This window comes from Pantoea sp. X85 (assembly GCF_029623675.1).
Lineage (GTDB): Bacteria > Pseudomonadota > Gammaproteobacteria > Enterobacterales > Enterobacteriaceae > Pantoea > Pantoea leporis.
The window spans coordinates 700,880-721,953 of record NZ_CP121108.1 but is presented as its reverse complement, the minus strand read 5'-3'; the positions used below and the strand labels follow the sequence as shown (position 1 = coordinate 721,953).

General features: G+C 57.1%; 16 protein-coding genes and 1 other annotated feature. Of the genes, 8 read left to right on the top strand and 8 right to left on the bottom strand.

Features of this window, described 5'->3' with window-relative positions:
- Positions 1 to 148: 148 nt before the first annotated feature.
- Positions 149 to 925 carry a peroxide stress protein YaaA gene (gene yaaA, locus P6287_RS03285; RefSeq protein ID WP_110867502.1) on the top strand — a complete coding sequence of 259 codons (777 nt, stop codon included), beginning with the start codon at positions 149 to 151 and terminating at the stop codon, positions 923 to 925.
- A 178-nt stretch (positions 926 to 1,103) separates the two neighbouring features.
- On the opposite strand, the gene thrC is transcribed toward yaaA, so the two are convergent.
- The 4 genes from thrC to P6287_RS03265 form a co-directional block, all read right to left on the bottom strand.
- Complete coding sequence (gene thrC / locus P6287_RS03280; protein WP_008108676.1) at positions 1,104 to 2,387, bottom strand: threonine synthase; 1,284 nt, start codon at positions 2,385 to 2,387, stop codon at positions 1,104 to 1,106.
- A gap of 3 nt (positions 2,388 to 2,390) precedes the next feature.
- Positions 2,391 to 3,320 carry a homoserine kinase gene (gene thrB, locus P6287_RS03275; protein ID WP_277974902.1) on the bottom strand — a complete coding sequence of 310 codons (930 nt, stop codon included), beginning with the start codon at positions 3,318 to 3,320 and terminating at the stop codon, positions 2,391 to 2,393.
- Between the two features lie 2 nt (positions 3,321 to 3,322).
- Entirely contained in the window at positions 3,323 to 5,785 is a 2,463-nt protein-coding gene (gene thrA, locus P6287_RS03270; protein ID WP_110867500.1) for a bifunctional aspartate kinase/homoserine dehydrogenase I, read from the bottom strand.
- Between the two features lie 26 nt (positions 5,786 to 5,811).
- Positions 5,812 to 5,934, bottom strand: a sequence feature (Thr leader region).
- 196 nt (positions 5,935 to 6,130) lie between these two features.
- Positions 6,131 to 6,835 (bottom strand): tRNA/rRNA methyltransferase, encoded by a 705-nt coding sequence (locus P6287_RS03265; RefSeq protein WP_101762160.1) that lies wholly within the window; start codon positions 6,833 to 6,835, stop codon positions 6,131 to 6,133.
- Between the two features lie 588 nt (positions 6,836 to 7,423).
- Here P6287_RS03265 and arcA point away from each other — a divergent pair.
- Positions 7,424 to 8,140, top strand: a complete 717-nt coding sequence (arcA, locus tag P6287_RS03260; protein WP_137385127.1) for a two-component system response regulator ArcA — start codon at positions 7,424 to 7,426, stop codon at positions 8,138 to 8,140.
- A 44-nt stretch (positions 8,141 to 8,184) separates the two neighbouring features.
- Here arcA and creA read toward each other — a convergent pair whose 3' ends face one another.
- Positions 8,185 to 8,658 (bottom strand): protein CreA, encoded by a 474-nt coding sequence (creA, locus tag P6287_RS03255; RefSeq protein ID WP_101762161.1) that lies wholly within the window; start codon positions 8,656 to 8,658, stop codon positions 8,185 to 8,187.
- 194 nt (positions 8,659 to 8,852) lie between these two features.
- Here creA and robA point away from each other — a divergent pair, with 194 nt between their 5' ends.
- Positions 8,853 to 9,731: an MDR efflux pump AcrAB transcriptional activator RobA gene (robA, locus tag P6287_RS03250; RefSeq protein WP_101762162.1), complete on the top strand. Its 879-nt coding sequence runs from the start codon at positions 8,853 to 8,855 to the stop codon at positions 9,729 to 9,731.
- 37 nt (positions 9,732 to 9,768) lie between these two features.
- On the opposite strand, the gene gpmB is transcribed toward robA, so the two are convergent.
- Positions 9,769 to 10,416 (bottom strand): 2,3-diphosphoglycerate-dependent phosphoglycerate mutase GpmB, encoded by a 648-nt coding sequence (gene gpmB, locus P6287_RS03245; protein WP_101762163.1) that lies wholly within the window; start codon positions 10,414 to 10,416, stop codon positions 9,769 to 9,771.
- Between the two features lie 51 nt (positions 10,417 to 10,467).
- Here gpmB and yjjX point away from each other — a divergent pair, with 51 nt between their 5' ends.
- A complete protein-coding gene (yjjX, locus tag P6287_RS03240; RefSeq protein WP_101762164.1) occupies positions 10,468 to 10,989 on the top strand; it encodes an inosine/xanthosine triphosphatase in 522 nt (173 codons plus the stop codon).
- Here the strand turns inward: yjjX and trpR are convergent.
- Both trpR and sltY read right to left on the bottom strand, forming a co-directional pair.
- Positions 10,986 to 11,309 (bottom strand): trp operon repressor, encoded by a 324-nt coding sequence (trpR, locus tag P6287_RS03235; RefSeq protein WP_101762165.1) that lies wholly within the window; start codon positions 11,307 to 11,309, stop codon positions 10,986 to 10,988. The genes yjjX and trpR overlap by 4 nt on opposite strands.
- Positions 11,310 to 11,353: 44 nt before the next feature.
- Positions 11,354 to 13,273, bottom strand: a complete 1,920-nt coding sequence (gene sltY / locus P6287_RS03230) for a murein transglycosylase (RefSeq protein ID WP_110867496.1) — start codon at positions 13,271 to 13,273, stop codon at positions 11,354 to 11,356.
- Positions 13,274 to 13,531: 258 nt separating this feature from the next.
- Between sltY and atzF the strand changes: the two genes are divergently transcribed.
- Genes atzF through urtA form a run of 4 tightly spaced genes read left to right on the top strand, consistent with a single transcriptional unit; the run spans position 13,532 to position 20,953 of the window.
- Entirely contained in the window at positions 13,532 to 15,328 is a 1,797-nt protein-coding gene (gene atzF, locus P6287_RS03225) for an allophanate hydrolase (protein ID WP_192412420.1), read from the top strand.
- 2 nt (positions 15,329 to 15,330) lie between these two features.
- Complete coding sequence (gene uca, locus P6287_RS03220; protein WP_192412421.1) at positions 15,331 to 18,948, top strand: urea carboxylase; 3,618 nt, start codon at positions 15,331 to 15,333, stop codon at positions 18,946 to 18,948.
- A gap of 9 nt (positions 18,949 to 18,957) precedes the next feature.
- A complete protein-coding gene (locus P6287_RS03215; protein ID WP_192412422.1) occupies positions 18,958 to 19,656 on the top strand; it encodes a GntR family transcriptional regulator in 699 nt (232 codons plus the stop codon).
- A gap of 28 nt (positions 19,657 to 19,684) precedes the next feature.
- Positions 19,685 to 20,953, top strand: coding sequence for an urea ABC transporter substrate-binding protein (gene urtA / locus P6287_RS03210; RefSeq protein WP_110867492.1), 1,269 nt, complete (start codon positions 19,685 to 19,687; stop codon positions 20,951 to 20,953).
- Positions 20,954 to 21,074 lie beyond the last annotated feature (121 nt).

Genomic DNA, 21,074 nt, shown 5'->3' with positions numbered 1-21,074 from the left:
GTGACGGCGCAACACCACGAAGTGCCCTTTACGATAGCGCTAACAAATGGGAGCGATTTGCCGATCCATGCCGCTTTTTTGCTACACTCCTTGCGACATTTTCCCTTCAATTCCCTGATAAACCTGCGGGTCAAAGAGGACGTACACGATGCTGATGGTTATCTCACCAGCGAAGACACTGGACTATGAAAGCCCGCTGGCGACACAACGCTTTACCCAACCGGCGCTGTTAGAAAAATCACACCAATTAATTGACGTTGCGCGCGATCTTTCACCGGCGCAAATCAGCTCACTGATGGGCATTAGCGACAAGCTGGCGCACCTGAATGCCGATCGTTTTAACCAATGGCAGCCGCCCTTCTCGCTGGAGAATGCGCGTCAGGCGATCCTGGCGTTTAAAGGCGATGTGTATACCGGTTTGCAGGCCGAAACTTTTAGCGACGACGATTTTGACTTTGCCCAGCAGCATCTGCGCATGTTGTCGGGTCTTTACGGCCTGCTGCGCCCACTCGATTTGATGCAGCCTTATCGCCTGGAGATGGGCATTAAGCTGGCGAATCCGGCCGGGAAAGATCTCTACAGCTTTTGGGGCGATTTGCTGACTGAGAAGTTAAACGAGGCGATTGCTGAGCAAGGCGATGACGTGCTGATCAATCTGGCATCCGATGAGTATTTCAAAGCCATCAAGCCGAAGAAACTCAACGCCGAGTTGATCAAGCCGGTGTTCCTCGATGAGAAGAATGGCAAATTTAAAGTCATCAGCTTTTACGCCAAGAAAGCGCGCGGTTTGATGAGCCGCTATGTGATTCAGAACCGCCTGACCAACCCTGCGCAGCTGAAGAAGTTCGATGTGGATGGATATTTTCTGGACGGTGCAGAAAGCAGCGAGAACGAACTGGTGTTTAAGCGTCGCGAGCAGAAATAGTTCAGCAAGCGCTGCAATGGATTGTGCTCGCTGCCCCCCTCCTCGGTCCTCCCCCATAAATGGGGGAGGAAGATGCTGCAATATGTGAGTTTGGAGGCTGCATGTGGCAGCGTCTCCTTCCCCCGCTAGCGGGGGAAGGCCGGGATGGGGGACAGCGAGCACTTACCCCAGTCAGCACTTACTTCAGCAAAAACGCCCGCAGCTCCGCGAAATCGCCTTTCAGGTTGTGCGACAGCAGTGGCAAATCGGCGCGCTCGGCCAGCTCTTTTGGCAGCGGCAGATCCTGACCCAGAATCTCATCCACGCTCTCTTTGAACTTCGCCGGATGCGCAGTCCCGAGGAACAGGCCATATTCGCCCTCCTGCAGGTTGTCGCGCAGCAAACGGTAAGCAATCGCCGCATGCGGTTCAGAGATATAGCCAATCTCTGCCAGCTCGCGCATGGTGGATTTGGTGGTTTCATCGGTTACCGCGCCGTACGCCAGATCGGTCAAACGCCAGGTTTTGCGGCGGAACAGCTCTTCCACGCGCGGCCAGTTGTTCGGCTGGCTGACATCCATGGCGTTCGACAGCGTTGCTACCGTGGCGTTTGGCTGCCATGCGCCGTTGCCGAGGAAACGCGGCACGGTATCGTTAGCATTGGTCGCAGCGATAAAGCGCTTGATCGGCAGACCCAATGATTTCGCCAGCAGGCCAGCCGTTAAGTCACCGAAGTTACCGCTCGGCACCGACACCACCAGCTGATTGCGCTTCTCTTGTGGCAGCTGCGCTACCGCTTCGAAGTAGTAGCAAATCTGCGCCAGCAGACGGCTGATGTTGATGGAGTTCGCCGAGTTCAGGCCAATCGCCTTTTTCAGCTCTTCATCATCAAACGCCTGTTTCACCAACGCCTGACACGCATCGAAATCGCCTTCAACCGCGATGGTTTCGATGTTGCCGCCCAGCGTACAGAACAGTTTCTCCTGCAGCGGGCTGATTTTGCCCTGCGGATAGAGAATCACCACGCGCACGTTTTCCATGCCGTAGAAGGCATGCGCCACGGCGGCGCCGGTATCGCCGGACGTGGCGGTCAGAATGGTGATCTGCTCATCCGCACCGCTCACATAGGAAAGCATCTGCGCCATAAAGCGGCCGCCGAAGTCTTTAAACGCCAGCGTTGGACCGTGGAACAGCTCGAGGCAAGCCACATCATCGCTGACCTTCGCCACCGGCGCCGGGAAAGCAAAGGCGTTTTTTACGCGCTCGGCCAGCTGATGCGCCGCAATTTCATCGCCAATGTAGGCAGAGAGAATTTTGCTGCTGCGGCTGACGAAATCCATCTCCAGCATGGCATCGATATCGGTCAGTTCGAATTCCGGCAGTTCGAGCGGGAAAAACAGCCCTTGCTGCGAGCCGAGGCCCTGTTTAACGGCCTGAGCAAAACTAACCTGCTCGTTGTGATCCTTAAGGTTGTAGAGTTTCATGCGTTATCCCAATTTACGTGCGCCAGCCGTATCAAGACGGCAGATGTGGACGAAACCTTCTTCATTCTGCAGATAGTGCTGGCTCAGCCAGTCCGCCATCCGCTGTGCCGTTGCCATCTCGTTGCAAACGGCGAAAAGTGTCGGGCCGGAGCCCGAAATGCCGCACGCCAGCGCGCCAACATCCTGCGCTGCTTTACGCGCATCGGCGAAGCCTGGCAGCAGTTTGGTGCGATACGGCTCGGCGATAACATCCTGCATAAGTTTAGCCGCCAGCCCAGGCTGACGCTTATGACAAGCGTGAATAAAGCCTGCCAGCAGGCGGCCATGCTTAATGGCATCCTCTTTGCGGTACTGTGCCGGCAGAATGGCACGCGCTTCGGCGGTGGAGACTTTAATCCCCGGATACGCCATCACCCACAGCCATTCGTCAAAGCACGGCACGTCCTGACTGATGATGCCGTTCTCTTCAATCATCAGCTGCACGCCGCCAAGGAAGCACGGCGCAACGTTATCAAAGTGTACGCTGCCGGAAATACGCCCTTCCAGCTCGCCCATCAGCGCCAGCAGTTCGGTGTCGTTGAGCGGTTTGCCGCAGAATTCGTTCATCGCCATCAAACCGGCAACCACCGAACAAGCACTTGAGCCGAGTCCGGAACCAATCGGCATATTCTTTTCCAGCGTCATCGCCACCGGAACTTGCTTGCCAATCGCCTGGCAAAAACGCTCCCAGCACTGATAAACGATGTTCTCCTGCGGATTGGTCGGCAGTTTGCTGACAAAACGCCCGGAGTTCACCAGGCTAAAGCTGTCGGCGGCTTCCACGGAAACACAGTCCCCCAGCAAGGTGCCATCCACCGGCGAAACCGCCGCGCCAAGCACATCAAAGCCGACGCTGACGTTACCTATCGAGGCCGGTGCATAAATTTTTACCATCATCAAACTCCCAACTTCCACGACAGCGTACGCAGCAGGTCAGCAAATACGCCCGCTGCTGTGACATCATTCCCTGCACCATATCCACGCAGAACCAGCGGGATTGGCTGATAGTAGCGGCTGTAGAATGCCAGCGCATTCTCACCGTTCTTCACTTTGTACAGCGGATCGTTGCCGTCCACCGCGTCAATCTTCACTTTGCAGACGCCACCCTCTTCAATCGCGCCGACGAAGCGTAATACTTTACCTTCGTCACGCGCTTTGGCAACGCGCGCGGCAAAGGCGTTATCCAGCTCCGGCAGACGTTGCATAAACTGCTCAACGTCGGCGATCTCCGTCAGGCTGGCGGGCAGCAGCGGTTCGATATCGATATCGCTAAGCTCCAGCTGATGCCCCGCTTCACGCGCCAGAATCAGCAGCTTACGCGCCACATCGGTGCCAGAAAGATCGTCACGTGGATCCGGCTCGGTAAAGCCCATCTCACGCGCCATTTTGGTCGCTTCCGACAGCGAAACGCCCTCATCAAGCTTGCCGAAGATAAAAGAGAGCGAGCCAGAGAGAATACCGGAGAACTTGATCAGTTCATCCCCGGCATTCATCAGGTTTTGCAGGTTTTCGATCACCGGCAAACCGGCACCAACGTTGGTGTCGTACAGGAACTTACGGCGCGATTTTGCTGCCGCTGCACGCATCTGCTGGTAATAATTCCACGACGACGTGTTGGCCTTTTTGTTCGGCGTGACGACATGGAAACCTTCGGCGAGGAAATCGGCATATTGATCGGCAACCGCCTGGCTGGAGGTACAATCGACGATCACCGGGTTTAGCAGATGATACTCTTTCACCAAACGCATCAGGCGACCAAGATTGAACGGCTCTTTGGCTTCGTTCAGTTCTGCCTTCCAGTTGCTGAGATCGATACCGTGTACGTTGGTCAACAGCGCCCGCGAGTTAGCGATGCCGCACACGCGCAGATCGATATGCTTCTGTTTTAGCCACGTCTGCTGGCGATGCAGCTGATCCAGCAACGCTGCGCCCACACCGCCAACGCCGACCACGAACACTTCAATGACCTGATCGGTAGCGAACAGCATCTGATGCACCACACGCACGCCGGTGGTGACTTCATCGTTGCTCACTACCACCGAGATGGAACGCTCAGACGAGCCCTGCGCAATCGCCACGATATTGATATTGGCACGCGCCAGCGCCGAGAAGAATTTGGCCGAGATGCCGCGCAGCGTGCGCATGCCATCACCGACCACCGAGATCACCGCCAGCTGTTCCAGCACGTCCAGCGGATCGAGTAAGCCATCTTTCAACTCAAGATAGAACTCCTCTTCCAGCACGCGACGCGCACGCGCCTGCTCGCTTTGCGGTACGCAGAAGCTGATGCTGTATTCCGAAGAGGATTGGGTGATCAGCACCACGGAAATGCCGGTGCGTGACATCGCGGCGAAAACGCGCGCCGCCATGCCGACCATGCCTTTCATGCCCGGACCTGACACGTTGAACATCGCCATGTTATTCAGGTTAGTAATGCCTTTCACCGGATTCTCATCCAGCTCGCCTTCGCCACCAATTAAGGTGCCCGGCGCTTGCGGGTTAGCGGTGTTTTTGATCAGGCAAGGAATCTGGAACTGGGCGATGGGCGCGATGGTACGCGGATGCAAGACTTTGGCGCCGAAGTAGGAGAGCTCCATTGCTTCCTGATACGACATCGATTTTAGTAAGCGCGCATCAGGTACCTGGCGCGGGTCGCAGGTATAAACGCCGTCAACATCGGTCCAGATTTCACAGCAATCAGCGCGCAAACACGCAGCCAACACGGCGGCGGAGTAGTCAGAACCGTTGCGGCCCAGCACCACCAGTTCACCTTTCTCGTTCCCGGCGGTGAAACCGGCCATCAGGATAAAGTGATCGGCTGGGATCTGGCTGGCGGCGATGCGACGCGTGGATTCGGCGATATCAACGGTGGATTCAAGGTAATGACCAATCGCCAGCAACTTTTCCACCGGATCGATAACGGTAACTTTGTGGCCGCGCGCCTGCAGCAGCGCTTCCATAATAGCAATCGACAGCTTTTCGCCACGGCAGATGATGGCGGCATTCACAGCGTCCGGGCATTGGCCCAGCAGGCTGATGCCGTGCAGCACTTGTTTCAGCTGTGCAAATTCCAGTTCAACGCGGGTTTTCAGTCCGTCATAATCAAAGCCCGGCTGCGCATCACGCAAGCCTTGCAGCAGGTCGGCAAAAATACGTTCGGCATCGCTGATATTCGGCAACGTGTCCAGGCCGCTGATGGTTTTCTCAATCATCGCCACCAGATGATTGGTAATTTTTGCTGGTGCAGAGAGTACGGTCGCAACCTGTCCCTGTTGTGCATTGCTTTCCAGAATATCCGCCACACGGAGAAAACGTTCCGCATTGGCTACTGAGGTTCCGCCGAATTTCAGCACTCGCATATTTGAAGCTCTCCTGAATTTTTGCCGAAAAAAAAGCCCGCACTGTTTAGGTGCGGGCTTTTTTCTTTGTTTTTCCTGTATGCGTCAGCCCGCACCGTTACCTGTGGTAATGGTGGTGGTAATAATAATTGTGGTGTTCAGGCTGAGTTTACGCATTTAGATTTTTTTCTGTCTGTCTTTGTCTTGTCCGTCTGCCTTCCAGAAGTAAAGCAAAGCGCACGTTAAGTCAACGAATTTGTCTTAGCCGCGCCGTCCCTGGCGTTGCGCAGTGCTGCGCTTGCTGAGGCAAAAATTATCGCGATCGTTCAGGAGATGCGGCGGATTGCCGCATCAGTCACTAGCATCTCAGGATTTATCCGAGCAATTATCTATAAGTTTTTTTTCTACGTCGTGTAACAAACGATGCAGCATGGCGCTGTCACGCTGTTCCAGCAGGCCGATGCGCTGATCGATCCAGTCCGCCATTTTGACGTCATCACTCACATCCAGCTTGACCAGCAACTGATGAAAGCGCTGGCGCAATGCCTGCAACTGCTGCTCATTCGCCACTTCTGCGGTCTCAGCCGCAATCTGATTGAGCGCCGACAGCTGATAGCAATACACCATCACTGCCTGACCGAGATTCAGCGACGGATAATCATTGGCCATCGGAATGCCGGTTAACAGATCGACCTGCTCCAGCTCTTCATTGGTTAAGCCGCTGTCTTCACGGCCAAACACCAACGCGATGCGGCTCAGCCATTGGCGCTTCTCCTGCAGGATGTTTTCAACCTGGCTGGGCGTAGCGTAATAGCGGAATTTCGCGCGGCTACGTGCGGTGGTCGCTACGGAAAAATCGACATCCTTGAGCGCCTCGCTCAGCGTGGCGTAGGTTTTGACGTTATCGAGGATCTCACCGGCGCCGTGCGCCACTCGGCGTGCTGCGGGATCTTGCCAGGCATCGCTGGCGACAATGCGCAGCTCGCTAAATCCCATGGTTTTCATAGCGCGAGCAGCCGCACCGATATTTTCCGGACGAGCGGGAGAAACAAGGATTAAGGGGAAATGCATGATTTTTCCATCGAACTGTTAACAACTCGCATTATGTTGGCATGCAGCAGAGAAAATACCAACTGCGGCTAGTGGAAAAATAAGATGTTAACGATGTTAAAAGAGGGATAAATCCAGCTGTAGTGGAAATTAGCGGGCATAAGCAAAATTATCGGACCTATTGAATATAAAACCCTTTTCTTTCATATCATTGAAATATAATTTCCTGTGTGTTTTAGTTTTGGTTTTATAAGGACGAAATGTAGCAAAAATGCTGCATTTTGTGAGCTAAACTAGCAATCCTGGAGAAGTTTTTCATAAAAGTGTTAACGTGCTACACTTGCATTTGATATAAGTCAACGAAGCGTTGTTTTTATGCTTATCGGTTGTTGTTGGTGCTGTTAGGTTGCTGTTAATACGGTTAGGATGAGCGCCTGTCCGAGATCCTCGGGGCGTGCAAATATCCATCCTGACTGGCTGAGCTAACACTGAAGTTGACGTAGATGGATGGTGTATTCCGAAGATTATTTCGTATACCGGTTGCAGCACATTAGCGTAACCGACGTACGCCCTGTTTTCGATTTGTTGGCAAATTTTAGGTAGCGAAACATGCAGACCCCGCACATTCTTATCGTTGAAGACGAACTGGTCACGCGTAACACCCTCAAAAGTATCTTTGAGGCAGAAGGTTACGTGGTCTATGAAGCCACCGACGGCGCCGAGATGCATCAGGTTTTGACGGACAATGACGTCAATCTGGTGATTATGGATATCAACCTGCCAGGTAAAAACGGTTTGCTATTGGCGCGCGAATTGCGTGAGCAAGCAAACGTCGCGCTGATGTTCCTTACCGGCCGTGATAATGAAGTGGATAAAATCCTCGGTCTGGAAATCGGTGCCGATGATTACATCACCAAACCGTTCAACCCGCGTGAGTTGACGATTCGTGCACGCAATTTGCTGTCGCGCACCATGAATCTGGCGATGCCAAGTGAAGAACGCCGTACCGTTGAAAGCTATCGCTTCAACGGTTGGGAGCTGGATATCAACAGCCGCTCACTGATCAGTCCAAACGGCGACCAGTACAAGCTGCCGCGCAGTGAATTCCGCGCCATGCTGCACTTCTGTGAGAACCCAGGCAAAATCCAGACGCGTGGTGACTTGCTGAAGAAGATGACCGGCCGCGAGCTGAAGCCGCATGACCGTACCGTGGATGTCACCATCCGCCGTATTCGTAAGCATTTCGAATCCACGCCAGACACGCCAGAAATCATCGCCACCATTCACGGCGAAGGTTACCGCTTCTGCGGCGAACTGCAGGATTAAAAATTGAAAGAAAAAACGCCCGTCAGGGCGTTTTTTATCCTGCATCAATGCCACGGCATAATCGGCACGGCGCTCAGCGCATTCTTCGGCGATCCATCCACCACCTTGTCGGAATAGCTCAGGTACACCAGCGCATGACGTTTCTGGTCAAAGAAGCGCACCACCTGCAGCTTCTTAAACACCAATGATGTGCGTTTTTTGAACACCACTTCACCTTGCGCCTTGCCTTGTGCGATTTTCTCGCTAAGCTCTACCGGTCCCACCTGTTGACAGGAGATGGCCGCGTCGGACGTGTCTTCCGCCAAACCTAGTCCCCCTTTGATACCGCCGGTTTTTGCCCGGCTGATATAACAGGTTACATTTTTTACGTCGGGGTCATCGAAGGCTTCTACCACGATCTTATGATCGGGGCCAAATATCTTGAATACCGTGTCAACTGAGCCGATCTCTTCGGCCTGAACGCCAGCACTGAATACATATGTTGCCAACGTGATTATAAGAATACGAGCTATTGTCATTGAGTTACCATTGCCAATCGAATAGATGAGAATGTAATGTACTGTCAATCGAACAGAGAACCAAACCTAAAAGGGTTTTAACCCACATTGACTTAGCACACTCGATTAGCAAACCGCCCCCACGCTTTTGTGCATTTCGTGCTATTATTCGACGACTTCATAGTTGCGCCACCAGAGAGTTATGAGGATGTTTTATGGACCAAGCCGGTATCATTCGCGATTTGCTTGTCTGGCTGGAGAGCCATCTGGATCAACCGCTTTCATTAGATAACGTTGCGCAGAAAGCAGGCTACTCCAAGTGGCATCTACAGCGGATGTTCAAGGAAGTAACCAGCCACGCGATTGGTGCGTACATTCGCGCGCGTAGGCTGTCGAAAGCCGCGGTGGCGCTTCGCCTGACCAGCCGCCCCATCCTCGACATCGCGTTACAATATCGCTTCGATTCGCAGCAGACCTTTACCCGTGCGTTTAAAAAGCAATTCAACCAAACGCCGGCCTGGTATCGTCGCTCATCGGAGTGGAACTCGTTTGGCATTCGCCCGCCAATTCGTCTCGACGATAACAGCATGCCGGAAGCGCAGTTTGTCACGCTGCCTGAAACGGTGCTGGTCGGCCAGACGCAGAGTTACTCCTGTACGCTGGAGCAGATTTCCAGCTATCGCGATGAGATGCGCCTGCATTTCTGGAAGCAGTTCCTGCTGGAAACCGACACGGTGCCGCCGGTGCTGTATGGCTTGCATCAGGTGCGCGCCAGCCATGAAAAAGATGATGAGCAGGAGATTCTTTACACCACTGCGGTGCCTGCCGATCAGCTGGCAAAAAGCATGCAGTCGAATCAGAGCGTGATTGTGGAAGCCGGTGATTACGTGCAGTTCACCTACAACGGTGCGCGCAGCGCGCTGGGTGAATTTATCCTGCTGCTGTACGGCACTTGTATGCCAACGCTGGGATTAGTGCGTCGTCAGGGACAGGACATCGAGCGTTTCTACACGCACGGGGGTAAAAAACGTAGCGAGCCGCCAACGGAAATCCGCTGCGAATACCTGATTCCGATTCGCCAACAGAATAACTAATAAAAAATGCCGTCATCGCGACGGCATTTTTTTTGGCTTAGCGTTGAAGCTCGTCTAACGCTGGCGCATCCAGATGCGACACATCGCCCGCCGTCTCAACCACCCAACCGGCCGCCAGCCACGCGCTCTGCTGATGATCCACGCGCGAGATCGAGCAATTCCGCAAACGCAAACGACGTTCCGCATGCGCAGGCAAACCGAGAATGGTACTGACCAACACGCCCAGCGCCATCCCGTGGCTGACAATCAGCGGACGGCTACCGGCAGGCAACTCCAGTAGTGCATTCAGCGCTTCGTGCATCCGCGTCGCCATCTCCGCCATCGATTCGCCACCCGGAATACGTCCAGCAGTGGTGCCATCCACCAGCGTTTTCCGCCAGTGTTCCTCTTCTTCGGTTAAGCCATCAAGTGGACGTTGTTCCAGGCAGCCCATATTGAGCTCGCGCAGACGCGCATCGAGCGTCACGGTGCAGCCACACGCATCGGCGATAATCTCTGCCGTACGCCGCGTCCGTCCCAAATCGCTGGCAATCACATGGGTAATGCCCAGCGATTTCACTCGCTCGCCCACTTGCTGAGCCTGCTGCTCACCTTTTTCCGTTAACGGGCTGTCAGACTGCCCCTGAATGCGCCGAGCCGCATTCCATACCGTTTCACCGTGACGAACAAGATAGACCTGTAGCATGCTTAATTTCCGTTATACTGCGACAAATTTGCCTCGAGGGTTCAAACAATTATGTACCATGTTGTCGCAGCCACCATCAACCCGGCAAAAATTCGCGCGATTGCTCAGGCGTTCAACGACGTTTTCGGCGAAGGATCCTGCCACATCGAAGGGGTTGAGGTCGAGAGCGGCGTCGCAGCCCAGCCACTTAGTGATGTTGAAACGCGAACTGGCGCACGTCAGCGGGTTGAGAACGCGCGTCAAACGCGTCCACGGGCCGATTACTGGGTGGCGATCGAAGCGGGAATCGAAGGCGATTGCGCCTTTGCGTGGATGGTGATTGAAAACGCGCAGCAGCGCGGAGAATCACGTTCGGCCAGCTTTACGCTGCCGCCGATTGTCGTGGCAGGCTTGGCTGCCGGGCATGAACTGGGTGATGAGATGGCACGCTTAACCGGCGTGGAGAATATCAAACACAAAGGTGGCGCGATTGGTGCCCTCACCCACGGCCTGCTTAGCCGCTCCAGCGTCTACCATCAGGCGTTGATTCTGGCGCTGTGTCCGTTCACCCATCCGCTCTACAGCCAGCGTTAACCGCGGCCAAGACGCGCTTCCAGCCAGCGTTTTAGCTCTGGCGGCGCCTCTTTCAGACTATTAGACCCGCGCGTAATGGTGGCGATGCCGACGCCCAACTCATTCTTCAGTTCACGCTGGCTCATATCGCCGTTCATCAGCTCTTCAATAATGCGCAAACGCGTCCCGTAGGATTCACGTTCATCCGGCGTCATCATCAGTTGTAATAACGGCAGCGCCACGCCATCGGCAAAGGCATTTTGCATCAGTTCGATAAATCGCAGCCAGTTATCTTCAACAGGCTGAGCCGATTCCGGCTGGGAAGAAAGGGGTTGGCTCATGAAGGGCTTCCGTACTCATTAACGAGTACGGAAGCATAGCACAGTCAATACTGGCGATTCCACTCACTGTCGGCGAGAATCTTGTCCGGCTTGCCCATGAAGTAGCGGTAATAGGCATCGTAGGCCAGCACGTTTTTCACGTAGCCACGCGTTTCGGAGAACGGAATGGTTTCGATAAACGCCACCGCATCCAGATTACCACCGCTGGTTTTCTGCCAGCTGCGCACGCGTCCCGGACCGGCATTATAGGCGGCCGAAGAGAAGATGCGGTTCTGACCAAACTGCTGATAGACATACTCCAGATACTGCGTACCGATCTGAATATTGGTCTGCGGATCCAGCAGCTGGCTGCTGTTCACATAGCCGGGAATGTTATACATCTTCACGGTATGCGTCGCCGTAGCGGGCATCACCTGCATCAATCCGCTGGCGCCCACCGGTGAACGCGCTTTCGGATTCCACGCGCTCTCCTGGCGTGAAATCGCCATCGCATAACTCTGCGGAATGCCTTTGTCGCTGGTGTATTGCTGGTAAAGGTTTTGCCACGCCAGCGGGAAGCGCTCTTTCAGGCTATCCCACATTTTCGCGGTGATGGTGGCCTGCACGCTGAGATCCCACCAATCCTGCTCGTTAGCGTAACGCGCTAGCATCTGCTGCTGCGAACGGGTTTTGCTGGAGATCAGATTGGCCCACTCGCTGCGTGCCAGGTTATCCAGCCCCCAATACATCAGCTCACGCACGCGCGCCATTTCCGCACCTTGCGTCACGCTGCTGTCGGCTGCCGGAGCCTTGTCGACCTGCAACGGATACTCCACGCCCAAACGCTGCGCCGCGACCATCGGATAGAAGCCGCGCGCCTGCATCAGCTTCCGCAGAATATCATTGGCTTCCTCTTTGCGGCCCTGCGAAATCAGCAAATCCGCCTGCCAGTATTGCCACTCATCTTTCTCTTTGGCTTCCACCGGCAAACGCGCGATCCAGGTATTGAGACCACGACGATCGTTCTGGCTCAGCGCCAGGCGTACGCGGCGCTCCACCAGCGCGGTAGATTCGCTGTTCATCACCACCGCATCACGCCAGCGCGCCTGCTCGCTGGTGAGATCCGCGCCCATCATGCGCCACACCACGGTCTCTTTCAGATCCTGCTCATCGGCCTGGCTCATCTTCTGCGCCTGCACCAGCTGCGGGATCATCATGCGCGCGTTATCCATATCCTCACGCGCCACGCGGGCGAAGGCATAGCTGGTCGCCATGCGGGTGAAATCGGTGGGTCCCATGCTGCTGGCAAAGGTGGTGACGGTTTGCGGATTCTGCTGCAGCGCAATCAGCGCGCTGGCGGTGGTTTGATAATCCGCCGGCAGCATTTTCGCCAGGTAATTCACCAGGCTGTCGTTACCGGCTTTCATCGCCAGACGAATACGCTCGAGAATGGTGATCGGCGAGAGTTGCCCGCTGGCTTGCCATACCGAAAACAGCTTGTCGCAGTCGTTCGGCAACGCGGTGCCGCGCAGCCAAATCTCTTTCGCACCGGCAAACGCCGCCTGCTGCTGGCCGGTCGCCCACTTAGCGTAATACCAGTTACAGCGCGCCTGCACCGGTTTCGGTTCATCCGGGCTGAAGCTGAGTACGCCCTGCCAATCCTGACGGTTTGCCAGCACATTCACAAAGCGCGTTGAGAGCGAGCGCGCCGGTGGCAGCGTAGGATACTGTTGAATAAAGTTCTTCACCGCCAGCGGCGTCTCTTGATCGAGATCCTGCGCCAGCAGGCGATATTGCAGATAAGGATAAAGCGGATAATCCTGCAGCGTCGGCATCAGCTGCGTCACCTGGTCCATCTGTTTGTTATCCCAGGCTTGCTTGATTTGCGCATAGCGCTGTCGCTGCTGATCCAGCGAATCGGCCCATACGCTGCTGGCCGTGCTGACCAGACAGATCCCTAGCATCCAGTAACGCCACTTCTCCATTACGCTCTCCTCTCAGTGCTGCGATCCAGCTCATGCCAGACTTCTTTCATGCTAACCAGGCCAACCGTCTCTTGCCATGTTCTTCACAAAATTTACGCTCGCGCACCGCCGTTGCGCAGCGTTTGCGCCGCCGTTGTGCAATTTATCATCAGAAAAACGTATTACACATCAATTAACTACGCGGTTTCATCGGCTTACAAAAATGGCACGCACTTTGCTCTGTTGAATTCCATCTTGTATACCAGTTGGAATTCACTCATGGCATCGACCTTTGGCTTTACGCTCCAGGATTGGCAACGCAGTTACCAACAGAATCCACAACAGATTACCGCCTTGCTGGCGGCTCATCTCGACGCCATCGACGCGCAGGATAACGCGTGGCTCTATCTTGCCACGCCCGCGCAGCTGCAGGCACAGATTGAACCGCTGCTGGCGAGCTATCAGCGCAACCCGGCGGCGCTGCCGCTGTTTGGTGTGCCGTTTGCGGTAAAAGATAATATTGATGTCGCTGGCTGGCCGACCAGCGCCGCCTGCCCGGCCTTCACCTACACCGCCGAAGCCGATGCCTTTGTTGTCGCGCAGCTCAAAGCAGCAGGCGCGGTGGTGATTGGCAAAACCAACCTCGACCAATACGCCACCGGCTTAGTCGGCACGCGTTCGCCGTTTGGTGCGGTGAGCAACACCTTCAATCCTGATTACGTCAGCGGCGGCTCCAGCTCCGGTTCTGCGTCGGTGCTGGCGCGCGGTCTGGTGGGCTTCTCGCTCGGCACCGACACCGCCGGTTCGGGCCGCGTGCCCGCCGGTTTTAACAACATTGTCGGCCTCAAGCCGACCAAAGGTTGGTTCTCTGCCAGCGGCGTGGTGCCCGCTTGCCGCCTCAATGACACCATTTCCGTTTTCGCGTTAACCGTCGAAGATGCCTTCGCGGTGGCTACCGCAGCGGGCGGCTATGACGCGGGCGATGCCTATTCGCGCAGCAATCCGCACACCGCGCCAGCCAGCTTCAAAGCGCAGCCCGATTTCGCCATTCCCGCCACGCCTGAATTCTTCGGCGACAAGCAAGCCGAAGCGGCCTGGCTGGCGGCGCTGGAGCAATTGCAGGCCGGCGGCGCCACACTGCATCCAATCGATTTTTCTCTGTTCCATCAACTCGCCGAGCAGCTCTATTACGGTCCGTGGGTTGCCGAGCGCACCGTGGCGGTGGGCGAGATGATCCATCGCCCGGAAGAGATGGATCCGGTGGTGTACGGCATCGTCAGCAGCGGCCTGAAATACACGGCGGTGGAAGCCTATCAGGCGGAATACCTACGCGCCGAACTGACGCGCCAGATTCAGCAAACGCTGGCGCAGTTCGATGCGCTGTTGGTGCCCACCTCGCCAACCATCCATACGCTGGACGAAATGCAGCAGGAGCCGGTGCACTACAACTCGCAGTTCGGCACCTACACCAATTTCACCAACCTGGCCGATCTCAGCGCGCTGGCGCTGCCTGCGCCGTTCCGCGCCGATGGATTGCCCGCCGGCATCACGCTGATTGCACCTGCGTGGCACGATCGCGCACTGGCTGGTTTTGGCCTGCGCTGGCAGCAGCAGATGGCGCTGCCGCTCGGTGCCACTGGCAAAGCAGCGCCCGCACAATCATACGCGCTGCCGATTTCAACCGATCACGTCCGCGTGGCGGTGGTGGGTGCGCATCTCACCGGCATGCCGCTCAACTTCCAGCTCACCACGCGCCAGGCGGTGCTGGTCGAGGAGACGCAAACCGCCAGCCATTACCGTCTGTTCGCCCTGCTCGATGGCCCGATTAAGAAGCCGGGCCTGCTGCGTGGCGAGAGCGGTGCGGCGATCACCGTGGAACTGTGGGATATCCCGCTGGCGCGCTTTGGCGAGTTCGTGGCGGAAATCCCGGCCCCGCTCGGCATTGGCTCGCTGACGCTGGCCGACGGACGCATCGTAAAAGGCTTTATCTGTGAACCGGCGGTGCTGTCGCAGGCGCTGGAAATTACCGAATTTGGCGGCTGGCGCAACTGGCTGGCCTCTCTGGGGAGTAAATAAGCATGTTCAGCACCGTTCTGATTGCTAACCGTGGCGAAATCGCCTGCCGCGCCATTCGCACCTTAAAACGCCTCGGCGTGAAAAGCGTCGCCGTCTATTCCGATGCTGACCGCAACGCGCGCCACGTCAAAGAAGCAGACGTCGCCATCGCCCTCGGCGGCGACAAAGCCAGCGACAGCTATTTACGCATCGATAAAATCCTCGCCGCCGCGCAGGAAACCGGCGCGCAAGCCATTTGGCCGGGCTACGGTTTCCTGTCAGAAAGCCTGCCGTTTGCCGATGCCTGTGAAAAAGCCGGCATCGCCTTTGTCGGCCCCACCGCGCAGCAGATTGGCGAGTTTGGCCTGAAACACCGCGCGCGTGAGCTCGCCGCCAGCGCAGGCGTGCCGATGACGCCGGGCACGCCGCTGCTGAGTTCGCTGGAAGAAGCTTTAAGCGCCGCCGACACCATCGGCTATCCGGTGATGCTGAAAAGCACGGCAGGCGGTGGCGGCATTGGCCTGACGCGCTGCGCCGACGCCGATGCGCTGCGCAATGCGTGGGAGAGCGTGCGCCGCCTTGGCGAGCAGTTCTTCAGCGATGCGGGCGTGTTTTTAGAACGCTGCATCGATCGCGCGCGCCACGTTGAAGTGCAGATTTTTGGCGACGGCAGCGGCAAAGTGATCGCGCTCGGCGAACGCGACTGTTCGCTGCAGCGCCGCAACCAGAAAGTGGTGGAAGAGACGCCTGCCCCCAATCTGCCGCAGGCAACGCGTGAAGCGCTGCTCTCTTCTGCAGTACGCCTTGGCGAGCTGGTGAATTATCGCAGCGCCGGTACGGTGGAATACATCTACGACGCCGAACAAGATGCCTTCTACTTCCTCGAAGTAAACACCCGCCTGCAGGTTGAACATCCTGTCACCGAATGCGTCACCGGCCTCGATCTGGTTGAGTGCATGCTGAAAGTCGCCGCTGGCGATGCCCTCGACTGGGCGCGCCTGCAGCAAGCGCCCGCTGGCGCATCGATTGAAGTGCGTATCTACGCCGAAGATCCGCTGAAAAACTTCCAGCCCAGCCCCGGCGTGCTGACCCACGTCAGTTTCCCGGATGACGTGCGCGTTGATGGCTGGATCGCTACCGGCACCGAAGTCTCGGCGTTTTACGATCCGATGGTCGCCAAACTGATCGTGCATGCCGACACGCGCGCAGCGGCGCTGGCGAAGATGCAGCAGGCGCTCGACGCCACGCAGCTGCATGGCATCGCCAGCAATCTCGATTATCTGCGCCAGATCGTCGCCACCGACGCCTTCCGCAGCGGCAACGTTTGGACGCGTTTCCTTGATAGCTTCACGCCAGCCGCCAGCGTGATTGAAGTGCTGCAACCCGGTACTTTCAGCAGCATTCAGGATTTCCCTGGCCGCCTCGGCTACTGGGATATCGGCGTGCCACCGTCCGGCCCAATGGACGATTTCGCCTTCCGCCTGGCCAACCGCATTGTCGGCAACCACGACAGCGCCGCGGGCCTCGAATTCACTCTGCAAGGCCCGACGCTGCGCTTCCACAGCGATGCCGTCATCGCCCTGACAGGCGCTGATTGCGCGGCGGATGTCGATGGTGAAAGCATCGCGTACTGGCAGCCCGTCAGCGTCAAAGCGGGACAAACCCTGACGCTGGGCCGTGCACAGAGCGGCTGTCGCACCTACTTAGCGGTACGCAACGGTTTCGACGTGCCGGAATATCTCGGCAGCCGCTCAACCTTCTCGCTCGGCCAGTTTGGCGGCCACGCCGGACGCACTCTGCGCGTCGCCGACATGCTGCCAATCTCCCAGCCGCAGCTTGCCGCCTGCACCACGCCCGCGCCGGTCAGCGCACCGCAGGCGCTCGATCATGCGCTGGTGCCGCACTACGGCACTGAATGGCGCATCGGCGTATTGTATGGACCGCATGGCGCACCGGATTTCTTCACTCAGGCGGCGATTGATGAGTTCTTTGCCAGCGACTGGCAGGTGCACTACAACTCCAACCGCCTCGGCGTGCGTTTGGTTGGCCCGAAACCGACATGGACGCGCGCCAACGGCGGCGAAGCCGGCCTGCATCCGTCCAACGTGCATGACTGCGAATACGCCATCGGCGCGGTGAACTTCACCGGCGACTTCCCGGTGATCCTGACGCACGACGGCCCTAGCCTCGGCGGCTTCGTCTGCCCGGTGACCATCGCCAAAGCCGAACTGTGGAAAGTCGGCCAGGTGAAACCGGGCGATAAAATTCGCTTCCACCCAATCAGCGCCGACGAAGCGGTGGCGCTGGAAAAAGCGCAGGCGCACAGCGTGGCCACGCTGCGCAGCAGCCACGCGCCGGCCTTTGCGGTGCCCTCTTTAGCAGCCAGCGCTATCGGTTCCGCCACCTTGCTGGCGGCGCTCCCCGCCACGGCAACCACGCCAGCGGCGGTTTATCGCCAGGCGGGCGACAAATATGTGCTGATTGAGTACGGCGATAACGTGCTGGATCTGGCGCTGCGTCTGCGCGTGCATCTGCTGATGAATGCGCTACGTGAACGCGCGGTGCCGGGCGTGGAAGAGCTGTCGCCGGGCGTGCGCTCTCTGCAGGTACGCTACGACAGCCTGATTCTCAGCCAGAAACAGCTGATGCAGCTGCTGCTGGAACTGGAAGCCGGGCTCGGCGATGTCAGCCAGCTGAAAGTGCCGTCGCGCATTGTCTGGATGCCGATGGCCTTCGAAGATAGCGCCACGCTCGGCGCGGTCGAACGTTATCAGGAAACCGTGCGTGCCAGCGCGCCGTGGCTGCCAAATAACGTCGATTTTATCCAGCGTATTAATGGCCTGCCGAGCCGCGAAGCGGTGCGCGACACCCTTTTTGATGCCAGCTACCTGATTCTCGGCCTTGGCGATGTCTATCTCGGCGCGCCGTGCGCGGTACCGATCGATCCACGCCATCGCCTGCTGAGCTCCAAATACAGCCCGGCGCGCACCTTTACCGCCGAAGGCACGGTCGGCATTGGCGGCATGTACATGTGCATCTACGGCATGGATTCACCCGGCGGCTATCAGTTGGTGGGCCGCACACTACCAATCTGGAACAAGTTCCTGAAAAACGAGCAGTTTGCGGCCGACGAGCCGTGGCTGCTGCACTTCTTCGATCAGGTGCGCTTTTATCCGGTAACGGAAAACGAACTGACGCAGCTGCGCGATGACTTCCGCGAAGGCCGCGCCACGGTGCGCATCGAAGAAACGGTCTTCGACTTCGCCGCCCATCATCAATTCCTGGCGGAAAATGCCGCATCGATCAGTGATTTCCGCCAGCGTCAGTCCGCCGCCTTCGAACAGGAAGTGACGCTGTGGGCGCAGGAAGAGCAGAACGCGCCGCTCACCAGCGAGGAGACGCTGGTGGTGGCCGAAGCCGACGACGATGCGCTGGCGGTGTGCGCCGATATGAACGGCAACATCTGGAAAGTGCTGGTGCAGCCGGGCGACGCGGTGGAAGCCGGTCAAACGCTGATCATCGTGGAAGCGATGAAAATGGAACTGGCGATTGTCGCGCCGCAGGCCGGCACGGTGAAACGCATTGCCTGCCAGGCAGGACGTCCGGTGAGTCCGGGCGATGCCCTGCTGTGGCTGGAATAAGGAGCTGGCATGAACACGAGCCCTCGTAGCAAAGGTCGTCCGGAAGCACTGGCCGAAAAGGTTTATCAGGCGCTGAAACAGGACATTTTTGAGTTCCGACTGATGCCGGGCGATCGCTTCAGCGAAAACGAAATCGCCGATCGGCTGGAAGTGAGCCGCACGCCGGTGCGTCAGGCGCTGTTCTGGCTGGAGCGCGAGGGCTACGTCGAAGTGTGGTTCCGCAGCGGCTGGCAGGTGAAGCCGTTTGACTTTGAATATTTCGAAGAGCTGTACGACTTTCGCACCGTGCTGGAGTGCGAAGCGGTGCGCCGCTTGTGCGCACTGCCCGCACCGCAGTGCATCGACATGCTCACCGCGCTGAAAAGCTTCTGGATGGATGCACCGCCTCTGGCGGATGGCAAAGCGGTTTCGGCGCAGGATGAAGCCTTTCACATGGCGCTGGTGGCCGCCGCTGGCAATCAGGAGATGGCGCGCATCCACGCCGAACTGACCGAAAAAATCCGCATCATTCGCCGTCTCGATTTTACCCGAGACGACCGAATGGAGGCGACATACCGCGAGCACGCTCAGATTTTACGGGCGATTTTCCAGCAACAAACCGAGGAGGCGCAGCGCATTTTAACCGACCACATCGCCGTCAGTAAGGCAGAGGTCAGAAAGATCACATTGCATATGTTACAGCAGGCTCGACTTCAACCCATTGAATAACAATACAAACATCGTGAGGGTTTTACTGATGAAAAGACGTTCGTTGCTCAAGGCTTTCGCGCTCTCTGCCTCTGTGGCCAGCATGGGCTTTGCCTTTGCGGCGCAGGCTGCTGACACCATCAAGGTGGGCATTATGTCCTCGCTCTCCGGCACCATGGCGATCTCCGAAACGCCGCTGAAGGATGTGGCGCTGATGACTATCGATGAGATCAACGCCAAAGGCGGCGTGCTGGGCAAAAAGCTGGAACCGGTGGTGGTCGATCCGGCCTCCAACTGGCCGCTTTTCGCTGAGAAAGCGCGCCAGCTGCTGACCCAAGACAAAGTGGCGGCGGTGTTTGGCTGCTGGACTTCGGTATCGCGTAAATCGGTGCTACCGGTGTTTGAGGAGCTGAACGGCCTGCTGTTCTATCCGGTGCAGTACGAAGGCGAAGAGATGTCGCCGAACGTGTTCTACACCGGCGCCGCGCCGAACCAACAGGCGATTCCGGCGGTGGAATACCTGATGAGTGAAGATGGCGGCAGCGCGAAACGCTTCTTCCTGCTGGGCACCGACTACGTCTATCCGCGCACCACCAACAAGATTCTGCGCGCCTTCCTGCACACCAAAGGGGTACAGGATAAAGACATCGAAGAGGTCTATACGCCGTTTGGTTACAGCGATTATCAGACCATCGTCTCCAACATTAAGAAGTTCTCTGCCGGTGGCAAAACCGCGGTGATCTCCACCATCAACGGCGACTCCAACGTGCCGTTCTACAAAGAACTGGCCAATCAGGGCATCAAAGCCACGGATATCCCGGTGATCGCCTTCTCCGTCGGCGAGGAAGAGTTGCGCGGCATTGATACCAAACCGCTGGTCGGTCAGCTAGCGGCGTGGAACTACTTCGAGTCGGTGGATAACCCAACTAACCAGAAGTTCGTCGCGGATTACCGCGCCTACGCTAAGGCGCACAACCTGCCGAACGCCAACACCGTGGTGACGAATGACCCGATGGAAGCGACCTACGTTGGCCTGCACATGTGGGCGCAGGCGGTAGAGAAAGCGGGCACCACCGATGTGGATAAAGTGCGCGCGGCGATGGCGGGACAGACCTTTAAAGCCCCGGACGGTTTCACCCTGACCATGGATAAAACCAACCATCACCTGCATAAGCCAGTGATGATTGGTGAAGTGGAAGAGAACGGTCAGTTCAACGTGGTGTGGCAGACCGAGCAACCGGTACGCGCCCAGCCGTGGAGCCCGTACATCGCGGGTAACGATAAGAAGCCGGACCATCCGGTGAAATCAACGCAGTAGGGGTTGTGCTGGCTGTCCCCCATCCCGGCCTTCCCCCATAAATGGGGGAAGGAGACGCTGCCACATGCATGTTCATTGCTGGCATTGGGCAACGTCTTCCTCCCCCATTTATGGGGGAGGA

Bases quoted from the DNA above. Each gene is read 5' to 3' on its own strand.
- yaaA (WP_110867502.1), top strand. From the start codon at position 149: ATGCTGATGGTTATCTCACCAGCGAAGACACTGGACTATGAAAGCCCG.
- thrC (WP_008108676.1), bottom strand. From the start codon at position 2,387: ATGAAACTCTACAACCTTAAGGATCACAACGAGCAGGTTAGTTTTGCT.
- thrB (WP_277974902.1), bottom strand. From the start codon at position 3,320: ATGGTAAAAATTTATGCACCGGCCTCGATAGGTAACGTCAGCGTCGGC.
- thrA (WP_110867500.1), bottom strand. From the start codon at position 5,785: ATGCGAGTGCTGAAATTCGGCGGAACCTCAGTAGCCAATGCGGAACGT.
- P6287_RS03265 (WP_101762160.1), bottom strand. From the start codon at position 6,835: ATGCATTTCCCCTTAATCCTTGTTTCTCCCGCTCGTCCGGAAAATATC.
- arcA (WP_137385127.1), top strand. From the start codon at position 7,424: ATGCAGACCCCGCACATTCTTATCGTTGAAGACGAACTGGTCACGCGT.
- creA (WP_101762161.1), bottom strand. From the start codon at position 8,658: ATGACAATAGCTCGTATTCTTATAATCACGTTGGCAACATATGTATTC.
- robA (WP_101762162.1), top strand. From the start codon at position 8,853: ATGGACCAAGCCGGTATCATTCGCGATTTGCTTGTCTGGCTGGAGAGC.
- gpmB (WP_101762163.1), bottom strand. From the start codon at position 10,416: ATGCTACAGGTCTATCTTGTTCGTCACGGTGAAACGGTATGGAATGCG.
- yjjX (WP_101762164.1), top strand. From the start codon at position 10,468: ATGTACCATGTTGTCGCAGCCACCATCAACCCGGCAAAAATTCGCGCG.
- trpR (WP_101762165.1), bottom strand. From the start codon at position 11,309: ATGAGCCAACCCCTTTCTTCCCAGCCGGAATCGGCTCAGCCTGTTGAA.
- sltY (WP_110867496.1), bottom strand. From the start codon at position 13,273: ATGGAGAAGTGGCGTTACTGGATGCTAGGGATCTGTCTGGTCAGCACG.
- atzF (WP_192412420.1), top strand. From the start codon at position 13,532: ATGGCATCGACCTTTGGCTTTACGCTCCAGGATTGGCAACGCAGTTAC.
- uca (WP_192412421.1), top strand. From the start codon at position 15,331: ATGTTCAGCACCGTTCTGATTGCTAACCGTGGCGAAATCGCCTGCCGC.
- P6287_RS03215 (WP_192412422.1), top strand. From the start codon at position 18,958: ATGAACACGAGCCCTCGTAGCAAAGGTCGTCCGGAAGCACTGGCCGAA.
- urtA (WP_110867492.1), top strand. From the start codon at position 19,685: ATGAAAAGACGTTCGTTGCTCAAGGCTTTCGCGCTCTCTGCCTCTGTG.